Source organism: Rubinisphaera italica (assembly GCF_007859715.1).
Taxonomy (GTDB): Bacteria; Planctomycetota; Planctomycetia; order Planctomycetales; family Planctomycetaceae; genus Rubinisphaera; species Rubinisphaera italica.
Genome location: NZ_SJPG01000001.1, coordinates 2201502 through 2218531 on the forward strand (window position 1 = coordinate 2201502; position 17030 = coordinate 2218531).

The 17030-nt window shown below is 47.9% G+C and carries 11 protein-coding genes; 4 read left to right on the forward strand and 7 right to left on the reverse strand.

Features of this window, described 5'->3' with window-relative positions:
- Window positions 1–19: 19 nt before the first annotated feature.
- From Pan54_RS08360 to Pan54_RS08385, 6 genes are all read right to left on the reverse strand, one after another.
- Window positions 20–1759, reverse strand: a complete 1740-nt coding sequence (locus Pan54_RS08360) for a hypothetical protein (RefSeq protein WP_146503046.1) — start codon at window positions 1757–1759, stop codon at window positions 20–22.
- A 63-nt stretch (window positions 1760–1822) separates the two neighbouring features.
- Complete coding sequence (locus Pan54_RS08365) at window positions 1823–4219, reverse strand: hypothetical protein (protein WP_146503047.1); 2397 nt, start codon at window positions 4217–4219, stop codon at window positions 1823–1825.
- Window positions 4220–4411: 192 nt separating this feature from the next.
- Window positions 4412–6865 carry a VWA domain-containing protein gene (locus Pan54_RS08370; protein ID WP_146503048.1) on the reverse strand — a complete coding sequence of 818 codons (2454 nt, stop codon included), beginning with the start codon at window positions 6863–6865 and terminating at the stop codon, window positions 4412–4414.
- Window positions 6862–9288: a BatA domain-containing protein gene (locus Pan54_RS08375; protein WP_165441671.1), complete on the reverse strand. Its 2427-nt coding sequence runs from the start codon at window positions 9286–9288 to the stop codon at window positions 6862–6864. Before Pan54_RS08375 ends, Pan54_RS08370 begins: the two co-directional genes overlap by 4 nt.
- A gap of 112 nt (window positions 9289–9400) precedes the next feature.
- Window positions 9401–10303, reverse strand: coding sequence for a DUF58 domain-containing protein (locus tag Pan54_RS08380; RefSeq protein ID WP_207310086.1), 903 nt, complete (start codon window positions 10301–10303; stop codon window positions 9401–9403).
- Window positions 10269–11315 (reverse strand): AAA family ATPase, encoded by a 1047-nt coding sequence (locus tag Pan54_RS08385; protein ID WP_146503050.1) that lies wholly within the window; start codon window positions 11313–11315, stop codon window positions 10269–10271. The genes Pan54_RS08380 and Pan54_RS08385 overlap by 35 nt, the downstream gene beginning before the upstream one ends.
- 496 nt (window positions 11316–11811) lie before the next feature.
- Here Pan54_RS08385 and Pan54_RS08390 point away from each other — a divergent pair, with 496 nt between their 5' ends.
- The 4 genes from Pan54_RS08390 (at window position 11812) to Pan54_RS08405 (ending at window position 14769) form a co-directional block, all read left to right on the forward strand.
- Window positions 11812–12606 (forward strand): DUF480 domain-containing protein, encoded by a 795-nt coding sequence (locus tag Pan54_RS08390; RefSeq protein ID WP_146503051.1) that lies wholly within the window; start codon window positions 11812–11814, stop codon window positions 12604–12606.
- A gap of 236 nt (window positions 12607–12842) precedes the next feature.
- Entirely contained in the window at window positions 12843–13220 is a 378-nt protein-coding gene (hpf, locus tag Pan54_RS08395) for a ribosome hibernation-promoting factor, HPF/YfiA family (RefSeq protein WP_146503052.1), read from the forward strand.
- Between the two features lie 361 nt (window positions 13221–13581).
- On the forward strand, window positions 13582–14052 hold the full coding sequence (locus Pan54_RS08400) for a PTS sugar transporter subunit IIA (RefSeq protein ID WP_146503053.1): 471 nt from the start codon (window positions 13582–13584) through the stop codon (window positions 14050–14052).
- A gap of 396 nt (window positions 14053–14448) precedes the next feature.
- Complete coding sequence (locus tag Pan54_RS08405) at window positions 14449–14769, forward strand: HPr family phosphocarrier protein (protein WP_146503054.1); 321 nt, start codon at window positions 14449–14451, stop codon at window positions 14767–14769.
- Window positions 14770–14992: 223 nt separating this feature from the next.
- Here the strand turns inward: Pan54_RS08405 and Pan54_RS08410 are convergent, their stop codons facing one another.
- Window positions 14993–16381 carry an FAD-binding oxidoreductase gene (locus Pan54_RS08410; RefSeq protein ID WP_146503055.1) on the reverse strand — a complete coding sequence of 463 codons (1389 nt, stop codon included), beginning with the start codon at window positions 16379–16381 and terminating at the stop codon, window positions 14993–14995.
- Between the last annotated feature and the right edge of the window lie 649 nt (window positions 16382–17030).

The window sequence follows — 17030 nt, forward strand, 5'->3', positions numbered from 1 at the left end:
GAACTCGTGCCTGATTTGTTTACTCATTCTTGCCCGTCGATAAGTCGTAAGTAGCTCGTTGAATGCGTGCTTGTCGGATCGAGAGTTCGTCGAGTAATTCCAATAGTTCAGCGTCAGCAGCCTGCTCGCCATCGATTTGTCGTCCGTATTGTTTGGTGCGTCTATTGACTCGATATTGCAGGGAACGCAACAGTTTGAGCTCTGCAATTAAATCGACCAGAGCCGGATCGGGCTGTTCGCCCTGTTTTTGCTCACCCTGCTTCTTTTTCTTCTCATCAAGTTTTTCCAACTCTTTTCGGAGAGCTTCCACCATTTCCTCAAGTGCTTCAATAATGTCGTCTTCAATCGCGATCGTCAGTTCATCGACTTTAAATTCATTGAGCCGTTCGGAGACAACCCGCATGTCTTCCCTCAATTGCAGAACCGCTTCCGGGAATGCAACGGAAGTTCCTTCTTCCCGTAAAATGATTAATGCCTTATCTGCCTCAACGACAATATCCTGCTCGTCGCGGGCTAATTGAATGGAACGTGCCCGGTGCCGGGGAAGTCGTTTGTCTTCTTCGATTTCTTCAATCTGACCACTCGCTTTTCGAATCGTCAATTGCATCTGCAGCATTTTACGGAAGCGGGCTTCCAGAGCTGCCAGCATGATTTTCTGTTCTTCTTCACGCAGCTGTCGCAAAATTTCTTCGAGTTTGGCCTTGGCTTTTTCCAGCTCAGCGATCGCCCGATCCTGCTCACGAGAAGCTTTGTCTTTATTCTTCTGTTTCAGTTCTTCAATGGCTTTCTGCATCTTTTCAATGGCAGATTCTATCTCTTCCTTCCCCGCTGTTGGCTCGGTTTTCTCCTGAGGTTTTGACTCAGAAGGCTCCTGTTCTGATGGAGATTGCTCAGAAGGGGAGTTCTCGCCGGGAGGCATCGGATTTTCCTGCGGCATCGGAGATTCGCCGGGAGGCTTTTGCTCGCTGGGAGGAGTATCGCCTTCTGGAGGTGGCATTGGTTCTCCGGGCTTGGATTCGCCAGGCTTCATTTCGCCCGGTTTCGATTCTCCAGGCTTTTGTTCTCCGGGTTCAGAATCATCAGGCTTCTGATCTTCAGAATCCGACTTCTTCTCTTCTCCCTCAGCAGCTTCCTGGCGTTGCTTATCCTGTTCGTCAATTTTATTCGCGAGCTTTTCGGTATCTTCAGTCACTTTCGACTGATCTTTTTCCAGCCCTTCGGTCGGTTTACCACGTTCCGTTCCAGCCCTCACACCTTTCTGATCGACAACCAGTTTATTGATATCGCCGATTAATGCCTCGATTCGGGCGATTTCATCCTGCAGACGCTGACGTTCATCTTCACTTTGAAGGACATCGAGCAAGGTCACCAGAGAACTGATCAAATCGTCCTGACGTTCCACAATTCCTGCAAACTGAGGCGTCTCGGCTGCCAGTAATTCGAGCAGCACTTCCATTTGCGAGTCAATTCGAGCCTCATTGCTTTTTCCGATAACCCGCATTAACAGGTCCGCTCGGGCCGGATCGGTCTCCTTCATGTAGCCGTACAGCTGAGTCAAGGTTTTGGAAAACCTCTGATATTTAGCGAAGATAACCTGCTGTTTTTCGGTGAGTTTTACGTCTTCAGCAGCATCTGCAGGCGATTCAGTCTCAACAGAGTCGTTTTGAGCCCAGATTTCCGCAGGAAAAGAGCAGAAAAAGAACAGAAGTAGTAGAGGGATTGTCATCAATTTCGATTCTGGTCGAGACAGGTCCATCACCTCAGACTCCTATGAGAGATTCAATTACAAATACTCGTTGCACATTTTATACCGCATCTTAACCTAATTCAGCAGATCAATCAGCTTATTTTTCCGCTCTTCCTCTGTTTGTGCCTTCAGAGCCTTCTCCTCATCAATAATTCCCTTGAGAAGTTCGATCACCTCCTGAAAGCTCTCCAGCTTCCGCATTTCGAGCAGAATCTGTCGCAAACCAGTCAATAATCCATCCAAATCATTCAAGCACAGGTCTGCAGTGATGTCTGTCTGAGTACTTTCTCGAAGTGCAAAATCAAGCAATCGAAAATGTTCTTCAGTCGTCGCAAATTCATCTTCTAAAAGGTCGGTTAGAGGATCAATAATCTTCGATTGCAGACGAATTCTGACCTGAGGCGTATCAATGCGATTGTTTACCATTTCAAGCTGAATGCTCTCAAACGCAACGCGAATGGCATCGGTTTCGACAGAATCTTTTCTCAATGTGTTCAGACTTCGCTGCACAGCATCGCCAACGGGGAGTGAGTCATCTGTGGGATCGTCTGCGTTCTCGGTCATTGCAGTGGCGAAGTCATCACGCGAGCGGGTCAGCTCTTCGATCAGTTGTTCAAACCGCCGCCTGAGATTCAGTTCATCCTGATGAAGAATTGAAAGCAGTTCTTCATCCGTTACGATTTTCAATCGATAGGTTTCGCTCAGTGACAGATGCGGACCATTGATCGTGTCGTTATCGGTGGCGGTGAGATTGAGATACAGGATATTGCCGACTTCCAGATCGAGTGGCATTACATCAAATCGTTCGCTAGTCGATTCTTCCTGCTGGCTGATTTCATAAAACCGTGTGTCGACAGGCTGCCGTTTCAGAGGCAATAAGACAGGCTCTTTTTGCTGCTCCAGTCGATATTGAAACGCAGCAGAAATCAGGCCGTAGTCGTCCTGCAATTCTCCTTCCACGGGCAGGAAGGCTTTTCGTGTAATCGCACGACCAATCCCCACCAGTCGAGTTTTCACTTCAGGAGATTCATCAACCACACCGCGTACATGAATTCGAATTGGTTTGAGGTTGACGATCTGGTCGACATCTTCCAGCAAAATACTGAGTTTATCTTCGCGATCGATCACGATACCATCGGCATAGCACGATTCCGCTTCTTTATCAAAACAATTCTGGATCGTACTTTCGACCTCAGTGATCAGAGCCGGTATTGATATTTGACGACCATCCTCTGAAAGGAATGGTCCTGAATATTTTTGTGTCAGTTTGACTTCCCGCCTGGCCACACCCAAATCATCAAGGTATCGGCAAATGGCGACCGGCTCTTCATTTGCCGATTTCTTTTCAATAGTCAACTCGAATCGTCGACCGAGAATACGAACAATCCGAATCGGAGAGGTGCTCGCAGCCTGGAGGACCAGTGTCGTTTCCATCGGCACATTCAACTCAGCAGTTCCAATGACCTGCTCGCGTTCATCTCCAATACCTGGCTGATTCCACCCGGTGTATTCCGGGAACGTGCAGTTTGCAACCAATGACTCGATGGCAGGTTCCGGGACCGTAATCACACTAAAAGGCTCGACCGTCGTGAAATCCCCGCCCGTAATTGTGAACTGCAAATCGTCCACCAGATTTCCAATCGTATAGCGAAACTCACCTTCACCAGCAGGCGCCATCACCGCTTTACCACGTGTATCGGTTTTGGTGCGATAGGAAATCATCACTTGATCGGGAGCGGTTTTCCCTTCCTGAACTCGTGCGACAATCGTCAAATCCGTGCCTGCTGCATGCTTCAGAGTTCGATTTTTAAACTCGCGGACACGATCTCCCGGCTGTGCAATCGAGACGATTTCCAAACCATTTTTTCGGTTCCAATATTCCTCGGCCAGTTTGAGATAAGCATTCGACCAGTGCGATAACGTACCCGGACTGGCTGCCGCAGTAGCCGCTAAGGAGACGACTGCAACAGAGGCCAGAACGATCGCGGTTCTGAGTGGTCCAAAATCGAAGACGCGATTTGTCTCCAGCGATTTCACCAGGTTCCCGGCATCATCAATTGTCTTTTGCACCATTTTGTCGGAGAGGGTGCCACGACTGGCGGGCTGATTTTTATCCTGTTCGCTTAATTCGACAACCGTAATCAACCGATCATTCAACTCAGGGAAAGTGCGTTCCAGTAATAATGCCAAGGCTCGTCGACGCAGCTTAACCAGCATTTGCCAGATAAGCGTTTGATAAAAGACCAGCACGATTATCGACAAACAGATCAGCAGAATGACAAATCGAACCGAGCGGGGAATTTCCAGACGCGTAATTCCAAACCAGGCATTGTCGATGCCGAGTGTGATCCAGAACAGAATCGCAATGACAGTCAAAACCAGTGCAGTTCCTCGCAGAACGACATAACGACGAATAGCCGCTCGCAGTTGCGAGAGTATCTGGTCAATCTGTTCGGGAATTTTCAGGTCCATTTTTGTAGGCGCTAGGCGTTAGGGATTAGTTGTTTGGATTTTGGTTTCAACGCTTCAGTTTTACTCAATGTATTTATCAATGAGACGTGTCTGCTGGGGTAATTGTTTCATCGATTTATTTATTTCACAGTAGTTCTTGCTCAGGCTGCCTGCTTTTCACTCTCACCTCTCTCCACTCATCTCTCACCTTTTTTACGCCAGTTTTAACAGTTTGCGAGTTAGCCATTCGAGACTGAGGAGTCCGACGATCAGACACATGAGCCAGGTACGATCCCATAATGTTTGAATTTGTTCTCCCAGCAGGAACTGTTCGCTGGAGTCGGGGAGAAGAGCTTTGACTTGATCCGATTCTGCCAGGGGGAAGTATCCACCACCAGTCCCGGATGTTAGTGTTTGCAATTGTCGAATATTTTGTCGCAAATCTCGATTTTCCAAGTCCGGCAGTTCTGCCATGACCGATTCACGAATCATTTCGTCGGAGCCGGGGACGCGTAAACGAATTTGATATCGGCCGGCTTGCTGGGCACGAATTTCTCCCAGATATCCTCCCGCCTGTCCCAAATCGGGACGTAACGACGGAGCTGGCGAAACGAGACGGCCATCGGGTGTTTCTATTTCGATATCAATCTTATCTGCAATCAACGGCTCAAATTCCGCATCGAGCAGTCGTGAACGAATTTTGATCATTTCCCCCAGTCGAACCGTTTCCTGGTCCACGAGCAAGGAACCACGGGGGTTGCTGCGGCGCAAGCGATTTTGAGCGGCTTCACGTGAAATTCGCGTCCAGAATCGTTCGAAGAATTCCGGATCTTCAGCCCGCAATCGATAAAACTCAGGCGAGCCAATATAGAAGGTGCGTCCCTGGCCATAAAACTGGCTAGCCAGCAGAATAGGCGGTTCGGCTTCCGTCAAATCCCCAACCCCTCCAGCCTTTGCATACACCAATGCACCGGTTTTGGGGCCATTCGTCGGATAAAAACGAAAGAATCCTGGGAACGACTTCCAGAATTCCAAACTGGTTTCGGGATTGTCATTCACATGGAGCAGGGGGGCAGCTTCTCCCTCGGGAGTTAACTGAATCGGTCGCACTTGCGTGGAAGCAGAGACGAGATCGATGCCGGGCAAAATGGTATCGAGAAAGACCGGGTGCAGATTCAGAATTCCCGTCAGGTCATCCCGTGAGCCGGAAAGGTAGGGAGTGTTAACATCGCCTGCCACGAAAATCACGCCACCACCTTCACTGCCAACCCATTCTTCAAACAGACGACGGGATTCTTCGGGAATGTTTAACCAGTTTGGATCGAAACAGATGATGACATCGTATTCATAAAGAGCAGCTTTATCTTTCGGGAAATCCAGCAGGACATTTTCGACATCCTGACTGATTCCTACCGCTCCTGTTTGCAGATAAGCATCGACTTTAAAACCGGGATGACGATTCAAGGTCCCGCAAAGAAATCGGTAATCCCACGAGGGGCCGCCGGCGACAACCAGCACATTCACCGGACGCTCAGAGGCATTCACCGCAATAATCCGTTCGTTGTCACTCTGTTTCACTTCCCGAATAGATCCAGTTGCAGTTGCCCGCAGCAGATATTCCCATTCGCCTTCAATCGTGGGTACGATTGGAAATGTCACCTGCACAGGAGTTAAATCTTCGAGCACGGTCACGGTTTGTTCGTCAACTGGATAAAACGCAGTATCCTCACCGGGCTCCCGTGTCAGTAATTCCACTTTGACGGATCGGCCACTAATCCCTTCTCCACGAATAAATCCTTCAATATCAAAGGGGTCGCCCAATTGAACATCACTTGGCGAGACAACTTTGGCCATCTCCAGATTGACGGGAGGTTCAATCCCGCCGGTTCCCAGGGCGACCAACCGGACTTTCAACTGGCGAGCCACATCGTTTGCCGACTGGGCATCGACACCGGCATTGGCCGCACCATCAGAGATCACAACAATTCCAGCTAATGTGCGACCGTTCAACTCTCGCATTAATTCCGCAGTGACTTCGCCAAGACGCGTTTCGGCTCCTTGAGGCTGCAAAACATTTTCCCAGTCGATTTCCTCTATCTCTACCTCTTGCTCCGAATTGTTTGAGATTGCATCAGTCGTTAATTGGGGGAAAGTCGCAACTCGACTTGAGAGAGCCGTATCGAATGTATAAACAGAAACCTCATGCTGTTCGCGGAGATCGTTCAGCCAGTTGGAATTGGCAAGCAACGCGATGACTTGAGATGCCCGTGAATCCGAGTCCTCAGCCGATTGATCTTCTTTGGGATCCCCAGCCGGGTTTCCCATCGAGGAAGAGACATCGACAAGAATGGCAACGCGAGAAGAGCGATCCGCCCAGGTTTGAGTACGGTTTTGCGGATTCAACAGCACGATGATCAGACCAATAATGGCTAGTATTCGTAAAGTTGGGAGAAAAATTCGCCAACCGAGGGCAAGTTCCTGAGCATCCCGCCGATAGAGTTCGAGCGACCAGACGACCACTCCCACTAAGATCGCCAGTACGACTGTCCATTCCCATGCACCTTGTGGCCAGCTCCAGTCCGTAAAGCGAACTGCATCCTGAGCCAGCAACACTATGGAATGGATTGGAGAGGCCATCTGAATTGGTGAGACGAGATTCTCGATCACGATGCCACCCCCTTAGCCGCTGGAGAGGATGAGCGTTGCCCCCCCGAAACATATTGCTTACCGGAGGGCATTCGCGAGGTGAAACCTCTCGAGGAAACCGAGTCTCGGGAACGGTAACCAAGCCGATAAGCCAGCCATTGTTCCCCGACAAACAGTACCACGAGTAGCAGCAGAAGCAGCAATCGCAGTTCCCGTCCCGGGTCATCCCGTGCCAATCCTTCCAGACTGCCGAAGTCCTGTACGATGATTCCATCAACTCCTGCTAACTCGCGACGAAATTCTTCCGGTGTTGTGATTTCGACTTCCGATTCACTCACAGGGACATTGAAAGCGGCCAGAGTTGTGGTCGTCTCCCGTGCCAGGTCTTCAGTCACAATTCGATAAATGCCTGGGATTTTCGTATCCAAAAATTCCGCTATCAGTTTCTGCGGTGCATCTGCGGACGTTTCAGGCTGATTCTTATCAGTCACATTGGGGGCGGTCGCGGTAATGGAAGTGGGGCTCAACCCACCTTCAGCCGGAGGATTGAAGCGAACTTCCGGATAGGAAACCGCAGGGTCAATTTCTATTTTCAGTGGGGTATTGACCAGACTTGGTTCTCGAGTTTGTGTGCGACTTGCGATCGATTTAGCCAGTTCAAGATGAAATACGGTGAAGCCGGGGGCGTTCATATCGAACGGCCAGTTATGCCAGCGACTTTCGTCTGTATTATTGACCGGACCAGCTGACGTGAGTGAAATGAAGATGCGGCCTTCTCCAAAACGCGATTCCAGAAACAGGGGAGATTGATCTCGTAAGCGACCAATCACGTTGACGGATTTGGGAATTTCTGCACCATCAGCCAGAGGGATATGTTGATAAATATTGACGAACAGGGCCAGCAAACCGTCTGCAGCATTCAAAATCTCAAAAATCGGATTGTCATTTAACTGCAAATCAGCCCCGGGGTTTGTGTCATCGGCTCGCGGCAAATCAACAGGAGAGGCAGCGATTGGAACTGGAAATAACGACTTTGCCTGAGTCGTAGTAAATTGCCCGTTTGTATTTTCTGAAGAAGTCTCCGCTTCTTCTCCCAATTCAAGACTCGCCAGCTCATTATAAAATGAACTGTCAATGCGATCCCCCATAAACCAGGCGATTCCACCTCCGGCAGACACATAATCTTCGAGTTGTTTCAAAACATCAGGAGTCAGGTGATCGATATTGAGCAGGTACACTGAGGAATAAGTCGAGAGGTCCTGATCGCGAATCGAATCCGGTCGGATAATTACGGCTTCGAAGCCCGTAATCTGTGGGTCGGCAGCCAGGGCGTCTGCGACATAGTCTGCCTCTCGCGTTTGTTCAGAACCATCGGCAATCAGAATTCTTTGACGCTCCAGCAGATCGATCGTCAAATAGCGAGTGTTATCGGCGGCAATGGCATCAGGTGAAATCTGAACGGAAATCACATGTTCGCCAGTCGAGGCGATCGCCACTTCAAAACTTTCCTGAACCGATTCGCCCGCATTAATTTGTGGAATACTGATTAATTGCGGAATCGGCTCATCATCAATCAGAACCCGAACAGGAACATTCTCAACAACTGAATCGCCGTAGTTGGCAACTTCAACAGTCAACTGCAGTGGAACCTTGACGGCAGCAGTATGCAAGGTGCCGGTGAAATTTATCACCGCTAAATTTTCGTGAAGAGCGGGAACTGTTGGAACCAGACTGACGAGAGTCTGTTCATCCTTGAGCGATTCCAGGTCCACTTTCAAAGTTGGCGAGTTTTCCCATTCCGAGGCTCGGAAATCTGAAAGAATATGCACGATTTGAAACGCGTTCTTGTCGACAGCCAGTTGACGTTCAATTGCTGGAAATACGTCTGTCCAACTGGCTTGACCGTACCCGCATTCATTCTGCATCGTTTCGAGTTTATCTTCCAGTTCTCCAACGAGCGAAAGATCGATCCGACGACGTGTTAAGCTGGCAGATGAACGGTCGGGATGGGAAGTCTGCAGGAGTGTCAGTGTATGATTTCCACCTTGTGAGGCCAGATCAGAGGCCAATCGCTTGAGCGTCCCCAGAGCTTCATCGAAGGCTGTTGTATCCCCCCAACGGTCACGCATTGAACCGCTGTCATCAAGGACAACCAGATGATGAGTTTCCGGCTTTTCCAATAAAGCCAACTGAGATGGATCGAGTAATAAGCGGGCAAATAAGGCAACTATCGTCAAGACGATCAGAATGCGCAGAAGTAGCAACAGAAGTTGTTCGATCAATATTCGACTGCGATTCTGCTGCTCACTTTGAAGCAAAAACTCCATCGCGGCAAACCGAACCGTTCGATATCGCATCCGATTGAGCAGATGGATTATGATCGGAATGGAAATTAAGGCCACTCCGCCAGCTGCCATCCAGGGATGTATAAAAAATTGAGACAACCACATTCAATATTACAGTCTTATTTTTAATAAGTTAATTATAAGCACGAAGCGCGGGTGATTGAGTTAAGAGAGAGGTAAACACACTCGCTCGCGCTTCGTGCTTGTATTGTTATTTGCTCATGCCGACACGATGTTTCAAATAATGGGCCAGAACCGCATCGACATGTTCCGTAGTAATCACTGTTTTATAGTCAATCACGTGACCTGCACAGAACCGCCGGACATCACTCAAAAAAGCCTCGACGGCTGCAAGATAATCCGCTCTTAATCCCCGAGGATCACAAATCAACTCCCCCGTTTCTTCAAGACCTTCAAACTTCGTCGTGCCGTTAAATTCAAAATTGACTTCCTGAGCATCGAGCACATGGAACAACATCACGTCATGTCCGCGAAGTCTCAATAGCTTCAAACCCTTGAAAAGTTCTTCGCGGTCGGAAAATAAGTCGGAAATTAAAATAACAAGCCCACGACGTACACGTTGCTCGGCTGTCCGTTTCAAAATCTGAAAGATGCCAGTTTTTTTCGAGCCAGGCTCCGACATGACAAGTGTGCGAATAATATCATTCAGGTGATTTTTTTTGCTGCGGAACGGGAGTTGATCGCGAACGGTATCATCGAAAGTCGTCAATCCGACAGAATCCTGCTGTCGGAGTAGCATATAGGAAATGGCCGAAGCGATCAGACAGGCGTAATCGAGTTTCGTGAATTCTCCAGAACCGTAAGTCATCGACTCGCTGACATCGACCAGAATGGAGGTCCGGAGATTCGTCTCTTCTTCAAACTGCTTGATGTAGTATTTGTCCGTTTTCGACCAGACTTTCCAGTCGATACGCCGGATGTCGTCTCCCATGACGTACTCCCGGTGCTGTACGAATTCAATCGACTGCCCGAAGTAGGGGCTGCGATGCAATCCGCTTAAGAAACCTTCCACGACACCACGAGCCTGGATTTCAAGTTTGGAAATCCGGCTGACGGCCTCAGGCGGCAAATATCTTTTTGAGTCTTGGATCACGACTCAGTTCCCCTTCCTTGGAAGGTGTTTCCTGAAGAAGACGCTCGATGACATCATCGGTCGTAATTCCTTCACTTTCAGCAGTAAAGTTAGTCACAATACGGTGCCGCAAAACAGGCTTGGCCAAAGCCGCAATGTCTTCGGTGGAAACATGAGAGCGACCATAAAGTAACGCTCGTGTTTTTGCTCCCAGAATCAGATACTGAACTGCACGCGGGCCGGCTCCCCAACTCAACCATTGCTTCACAAAATCGGGGGCGACATCTTCACGAATTCGGGTTTGCCGCACCAGTGCGAGTGTGTACTCGACAACGTGATCGGAAATCGGAACCTGGCGAACGACCCGCTGCAATTCGATAATTTCGTCGGCATCGAGCACTTCCTTGATCATATTTTCCTGAATCCCGGTCGTCGCTTTGGCAATCGACTTTTCTTCTTGAAAGCTCGGGTAATCGACAAACACTTTGAACATGAAGCGGTCCTGCTGGGCTTCGGGAAGGGGGTAAGTTCCTTCCTGTTCGATTGGGTTTTGAGTCGCCATGACGAAGAAGGGATCGTTCAACACGTGTTGTGTCTGTCCGACAGAAATATGATGTTCCTGCATCGCTTCCAGCAGAGCAGCCTGTGTTTTAGGAGGCGTTCGGTTAATTTCGTCGGCTAGCACCATATTGTGAAAGAGAGGCCCATGCAAAAAGCGAAACTCTCGCTTACCGGTTTCTTTATTCTCCTGCAGCACATCGGTTCCTGTAATGTCAGCTGGCATGAGGTCAGGCGTGAATTGGATGCGACTGAAGCTCAGCGACAAGCAGCGGGAAAGCGTGCTGATCATCAATGTCTTGGCCAGGCCGGGAACTCCTTCGAGCAACACATGCCCGCGACTAAACAGTGCGATCATCAATTGTTCGATCACATCCTGCTGGCCAACAATCACCTGCTGCATCTGCTCGCAAACATCTCGATAGGCTTTGCTGAGTCGTTCGATCGAATCTTCGGGAAGTGAGGTTTCACTCATGAGTCGTTATTTCTTGAAGGGAAGGTTGTCTGAAATCAGCATGAGGTCTGTTAATAATAGTTCTAACGAACTTCATGAAATCTTCAATACGTCTGCTCTTGGCGCTAATGATCACATCAAGTGACGACTTATCCTAGTCTTCCACCCCAGCTTACGAAAAGAGTCAGCCGAAATTTTTTCGGAAGAGCAGTTTCAATTTCAACCCGAAGCCTCAGCGAGGGGCCGGCGTGGAATTCATAATCAGTTGCATCTTTTCCATGTCGACCATGGTCAATGAAAGGGAGATAACTCCAATTTTTAAGACCAGAATTGATCATCGGATGCCGTCCCCTCGCTGACGCTTCGGGTTAAGATGCTTCAGTAAAGCACCAGGATGTCTTTATCTGAACTCATTATGGTTTCCAGTTCCTTTCTGAACAGCGTTACGTTACAAATCTAACAGTCAAAATTCGCAAACGCTCGTCCCGAAGAATGGGATGCGAAACAGGAGAATGGAATGCAACTGGTTGATGAAAATGATGGCGACATTCAGTTTTTGGGATTATTGTCCAAAAAAGAACGTCGTGTATTAGGGGTATTGATTGAGAAGTCGCTCACAACCCCCGAGTATTATCCGCTCACGTTGAAAGCATTGGCAACAGGTTGCAATCAGAAAAGTAACCGAGACCCAATTTCCAATTACGATGAATTTGAAATTGAAGATATTCTCGATGGTTTGCGTCAACGAGGCATGATCTCGGCAGTGCAGACGGCTGGCGGTCGCACAGAGCGGTATCGACATCGCTTACGCGATATTACCCCATGGACAGCCGCTCAATTAGCAGTCATGGGAGAATTATTGCTTCGAGGACGCCAACAATTGGGGGAGCTCCGCAGCCGGGCGAGTCGAATGTCGGCTATTGAATCGCTGGAAGATTTGCGTCGTGAGTTGAATCAATTGATGCAGATGAAGTATGTCCAATCGTCTGGCGATTTGAGCCGTCGTGGTATCGAAGTCGATCACGCTCTGTACACAGAAGCTGAACAATCGCGACCTGGAACAATGCTGGCTTACAGTTCATCAGATGGGCCTGAATTGCCAAACAGTTCTTCAGATGAGTCTAAGGAGGAGAGTGCTGCGAATTCGGCCCCAAAATTTGTAAGCAGCCCGGAAAATCGAAATCAGGTAGTGAACGCTTCGCCTCCCTCAGAAGAATTGCTGGATCTGCAAAGTCAGATTTCCGATTTGACAGAGACCGTCCAGAGACTTGAAGAACGTATCGATTCGCTGGAACGTCAACTGGGCGTTTGATCGATGTTCGTAGATTGATCAGCTTGAAATCAGAATTTGTAATCAAGAGAATTCCGAGATCGTTGACGGATCAGCTGGGCTGCTTACAATCGACTAAGAATTGTATCAGGAAAACATGAATTTACGGCATCGGACGAAATTGATCTTGATCTGGAAACAGACAGGAACTGACGACGTCCTTTGTGAATATCACACATTAGAGAATTAAAAGATTGTCATCTTTGGGAGTATCCGCAGTGCAGATTGAAATCGCGTGTCGGCATGGAAGTGTGGGCGAACCCGTCCAGAATTACATTCGTGAAAAATCCGAAAAATTGCTGACTTATTTTGAACGTGTCACTCAGATCCAGGTGACATTCGATTTCAGCGGCAACCGAGTCAAAGCTGAAATTTTAGTCAACGCCGAACACAAACACGATTTTGTCTCCCATTACGAAGGCGAAGACGCACAAATCTGTTTTGATCATGCTCTACACAAAATTGAACATCAGATCAAAAAATATAAAGAGCAACTCCAGGATCATCGTCGCGACAAGCCTCTCAATGAAATTGCAGAATCCATGCTACCGCAGGATGATGACGACGATGATGATCTCGATGACGACGATGAATAAATCGTAGTCGTTGACTCATAAATGGTAAGCACTTCGATTTTCGTTTGAAAAAATAATATATCGACAATGGCGGTGCCAGTTGCGAATTGGTAATCTGGATGCATCACATCGTTAGATGCGATTTCCGATTTGATAAACGAAATTGAATGAGCTGGATTGTCAGAGAACGTCGCAATATCGATGTGTACTCTGTTTCAAACCATTACGACCTGGTCGAAAATGAAGTTACAATTCTCAATGAAGTAACAAGCGTGCAAATTGTCAGATTCAGATCGTTCTATCAGCGATCGAATCTTCACTGAACAAGCATAGATATTATTAATCTCCTTTTAAAGTTTTACCTTCCGCGGAGTATTGCGTTATGAAGTTTTCTGAAATTGTGGTCAAAGATTCGGTCATCACAGACCTCAAAGTTGAAAACAAGGAAGATGCGATACGAAAGCTGGTTGGCTCATTGCGAGTCAACGGTCAAATTTCAGCGGACAACGAAGAAAGCATTGTCGGAGCCATTCTCAAGCGGGAAGAACTTGGTTCGACTGGAATTGGCAAGGGAATTGCAGTCCCTCATACAAAGCATCCCTCAGTCGATGAACTGATTGCCACGATTGCAATTGCTCCAGAAGGTGTCGATTTTGCCAGCTTAGATGGCGAAGATGTCTACATTTTGTTCCTGTTGATTTCTCCTCCAGACCGTCCAGGCGATCATCTACGTGCTCTGGAAACAATTTCACGACATTTGCGGAATGAGAATTTTTGCAACTTTTTACGCCAATCTAGAACTCCAGATGAAGTTCTTGAGCTCCTTACTGAGGCTGACCAGGACGAAGTTTAACGTTATCGGCATGATTCTTGCTTGGTTTTTAGTTAATCGAGGCAATTCAAGCTGAAATTAACAAAATGCTATCGCATACTGCATGGTCATATGATTATAATTTGATTTGTTCTCGATTCTTCAATTCAGTTATTGATGTTGTATTGAAGCGATTGACAATCATTATGAATGTATCTGAAACACCTCTTAAGCTTGAGACGAAACATCAGTGTCTCAATGTTTCGCGATTTCATTTCTACTTTAGACTGACCAGCACGGAATCTTCAACCTGGCTGACACGGACGTTGAAAAACAGGTTGGCAGGATTATCTCTGGAAACAGGGTCACCTTTTGTGAATCTCTGTGTCCTACGATTAAATCACCTGCTAATCCCTTATTGAACGGGAAGAATTATAAATGATGGAGCCTAGACATATCGAAATGGGAGATCTTCATTCTTGCAGTGAAGAAGTGATCGTAAATCTTGAACACGGTCTCCACCTGGTCCCATGCTCAAAAATTGCTGAGCTTGCACGCAGTCATGAATGTGAAATTCACATTCGTAAACTTGATCAGGTAGTCGACGCGAAAGCCGTATTCGACCTGATGACGCTCCGTGCAGATCAGGGAACTCATCTCATTATTGAAGCTGAAGGCCCCTTTGCTGAACAGGCGGTTCAACAAATGAGGGATCTGTTCGAAAATGACTTCTATGTTGATCGTTCTCGCCCCTCTTAGGCGAGATTGAATTTGAGGGGCTTGCTACTTTCTCAAGCATAATTGATTTTTGAGTGTGACAGACTCGGATTTAGCAACATTGCATCAAAATATTGCACGATTTTGCAGAAGCTGGCAATTTTTTACAGCATCTGAAAGTAGCTCCTGGAAATTCGAGAACTCCTGAGTACATGATCGATTCAGGAATTTAGGTCTCTGGGACGTAAAGGCCAGTGAGCGGTGATCAGTGAACAGTGGCTGGAATCAGTTTTCCTCGTCCCGTAATCTGTTTTGCATTGAAGACTGTTCTCAATTCCCGAAACACTTCCAGGTCGACTTCATTGAACATTCGATCCATGAAATCGATTTTTTCAATGCCAATCCCATGTTCACCCGTAACTGTGCCCCCATATGCCAGGCATTGTTCGAGAATTTCTTCACTGGCCAGCAAAACTTGCTCAATTTGCTTTGGATTTCGCTCGTCAAATAAAATGATGGGATGAATATTTCCATCCCCTGCATGAAATACGTTGAAAATCGTCAGGTCATATTTTTTAGCCACCCGGATGACATCTTTGAGCAACTCGGGTAATCGCGTTCGCGGGACGACGCCATCCTGTGTACAGAAACTTGTGCTGAGGCTTCCAATTGCTCCAAAGGCCTGCTTGCGACATTTCCACAGCGCGACTCGCTCGTCTGCTGTTTCTGCTTTTCGGATTTCGCGGCAACTTCCGGATGCACAAATACTGTCAATCCGTTCGATCTCATGTAATGTCGCCTGCTCGGGACCATCGACTTCGATAATCAGAACTGCTCCAGCATCAACAGGTAAACCATGGTGGTAGCGATCTTCTATCGCCCGCAGCATGCCCTGATCCATCAATTCCAAAGCCGCAGGAATGATCCCCGCTCCAATAATTTCGCTGACGACTGCCACCGCATCATCCAACTGATCAAACACGGCCAGTCTCGTCCTCCAGGATTGCGGTGATCGTTCCAGTTTCACTGTCGCCCGCGTACAAAATCCAAAGGTCCCTTCACTCCCGGTAAACAAACCGGACCAGTCCCATTGAGTGTGAAATCCTTGAGGTCCACCAAATTCAAAGATGCTTCCATCTGGCAGGACAACTTCAAGTCCGAGAACATGATTGGAAGTCACCCCATACTTCAGTGTGTGCGGTCCACCTGCATTAGTCGCAATATTTCCACCAATGGTGGAAGCCCCCGCACTGGAGGGATCGGGGGCAAAATGAAAACCGCTACCCAGCAATTTCTGGTTCAACTGCCCATTGACAACCCCGGCATCGACAACCGCAAAACGATCTTCCAGATTGATCTCTTGAATCGTTTTCATACGAGACAGACAAACCGTCACACCGCCATCAACGGGCAGACACCCCCCAGCCAGACTCGTCCCCGCTCCTCGGGGAACCACAGCAATTCCCTCTTCAAATGCCAGTTTCATAACCGCTGAAAGCTGAGCCGTTGATTCCGGAAAAATCACCAGATCGGGAATGCGGCGTTCAACCAGATAGCCGTCGGATTCATAAACCAGACGTTCGACAGGATCAGAAAGCAGCTGATCGTCACGAAGAATTCTAAGAGCCGAGGTTGAGAATTTTTCAAGATCCATCTGTAGTACCCTGTCAGGCTTTTGTTTTTTGGCTGCCCAATAACAGCTACGCACTTCACTGTCATGCTTTACAACTGTTGCGAGCTCAAAAAATAGTGACAATTTAGTAGTCTGAGCTGAAGTCAAATCGACAATTAAGAACTACTATACGATCTCGATGGCTTTAAGCACACCATCCAACCTTGAAATTAGAGCGCGCCCACTTTAGCCGTAACGGGGCAAGTCTTCATTTGAAGGGCATTTCACACCGCAAGCCGCTCCATTAAAACTAGACATCGTCTAGCGACTTCGCTGTTCATTTCTACGAAGAGGGGTGATCTCGACAGGAGTCACCTGAGCAGCTTTTACGTAGGTGCTGCTGTACCCGGATGGCATTTGGTACAGAGGAGTCGCACAACCGACCAGGCTGCAGGATCCCAGCAGAAGGAGAAGCGATATTTTCTGGCGAATTGTCATAACGGATGAAATATCGGGTTCAACGAAGACATTGAAATTCTGGACTCTCAATATCTTCATCGACGTTAATACCCTCACAAATCCTTGAAAAATTGACACTCTATGTGAAATCTACTCAACTACTTGTGTCCCTGCAGTGCATAAATCAGGATTTCCTTCCGATTCAATCGATCACTGGCGATCGACTACGCGC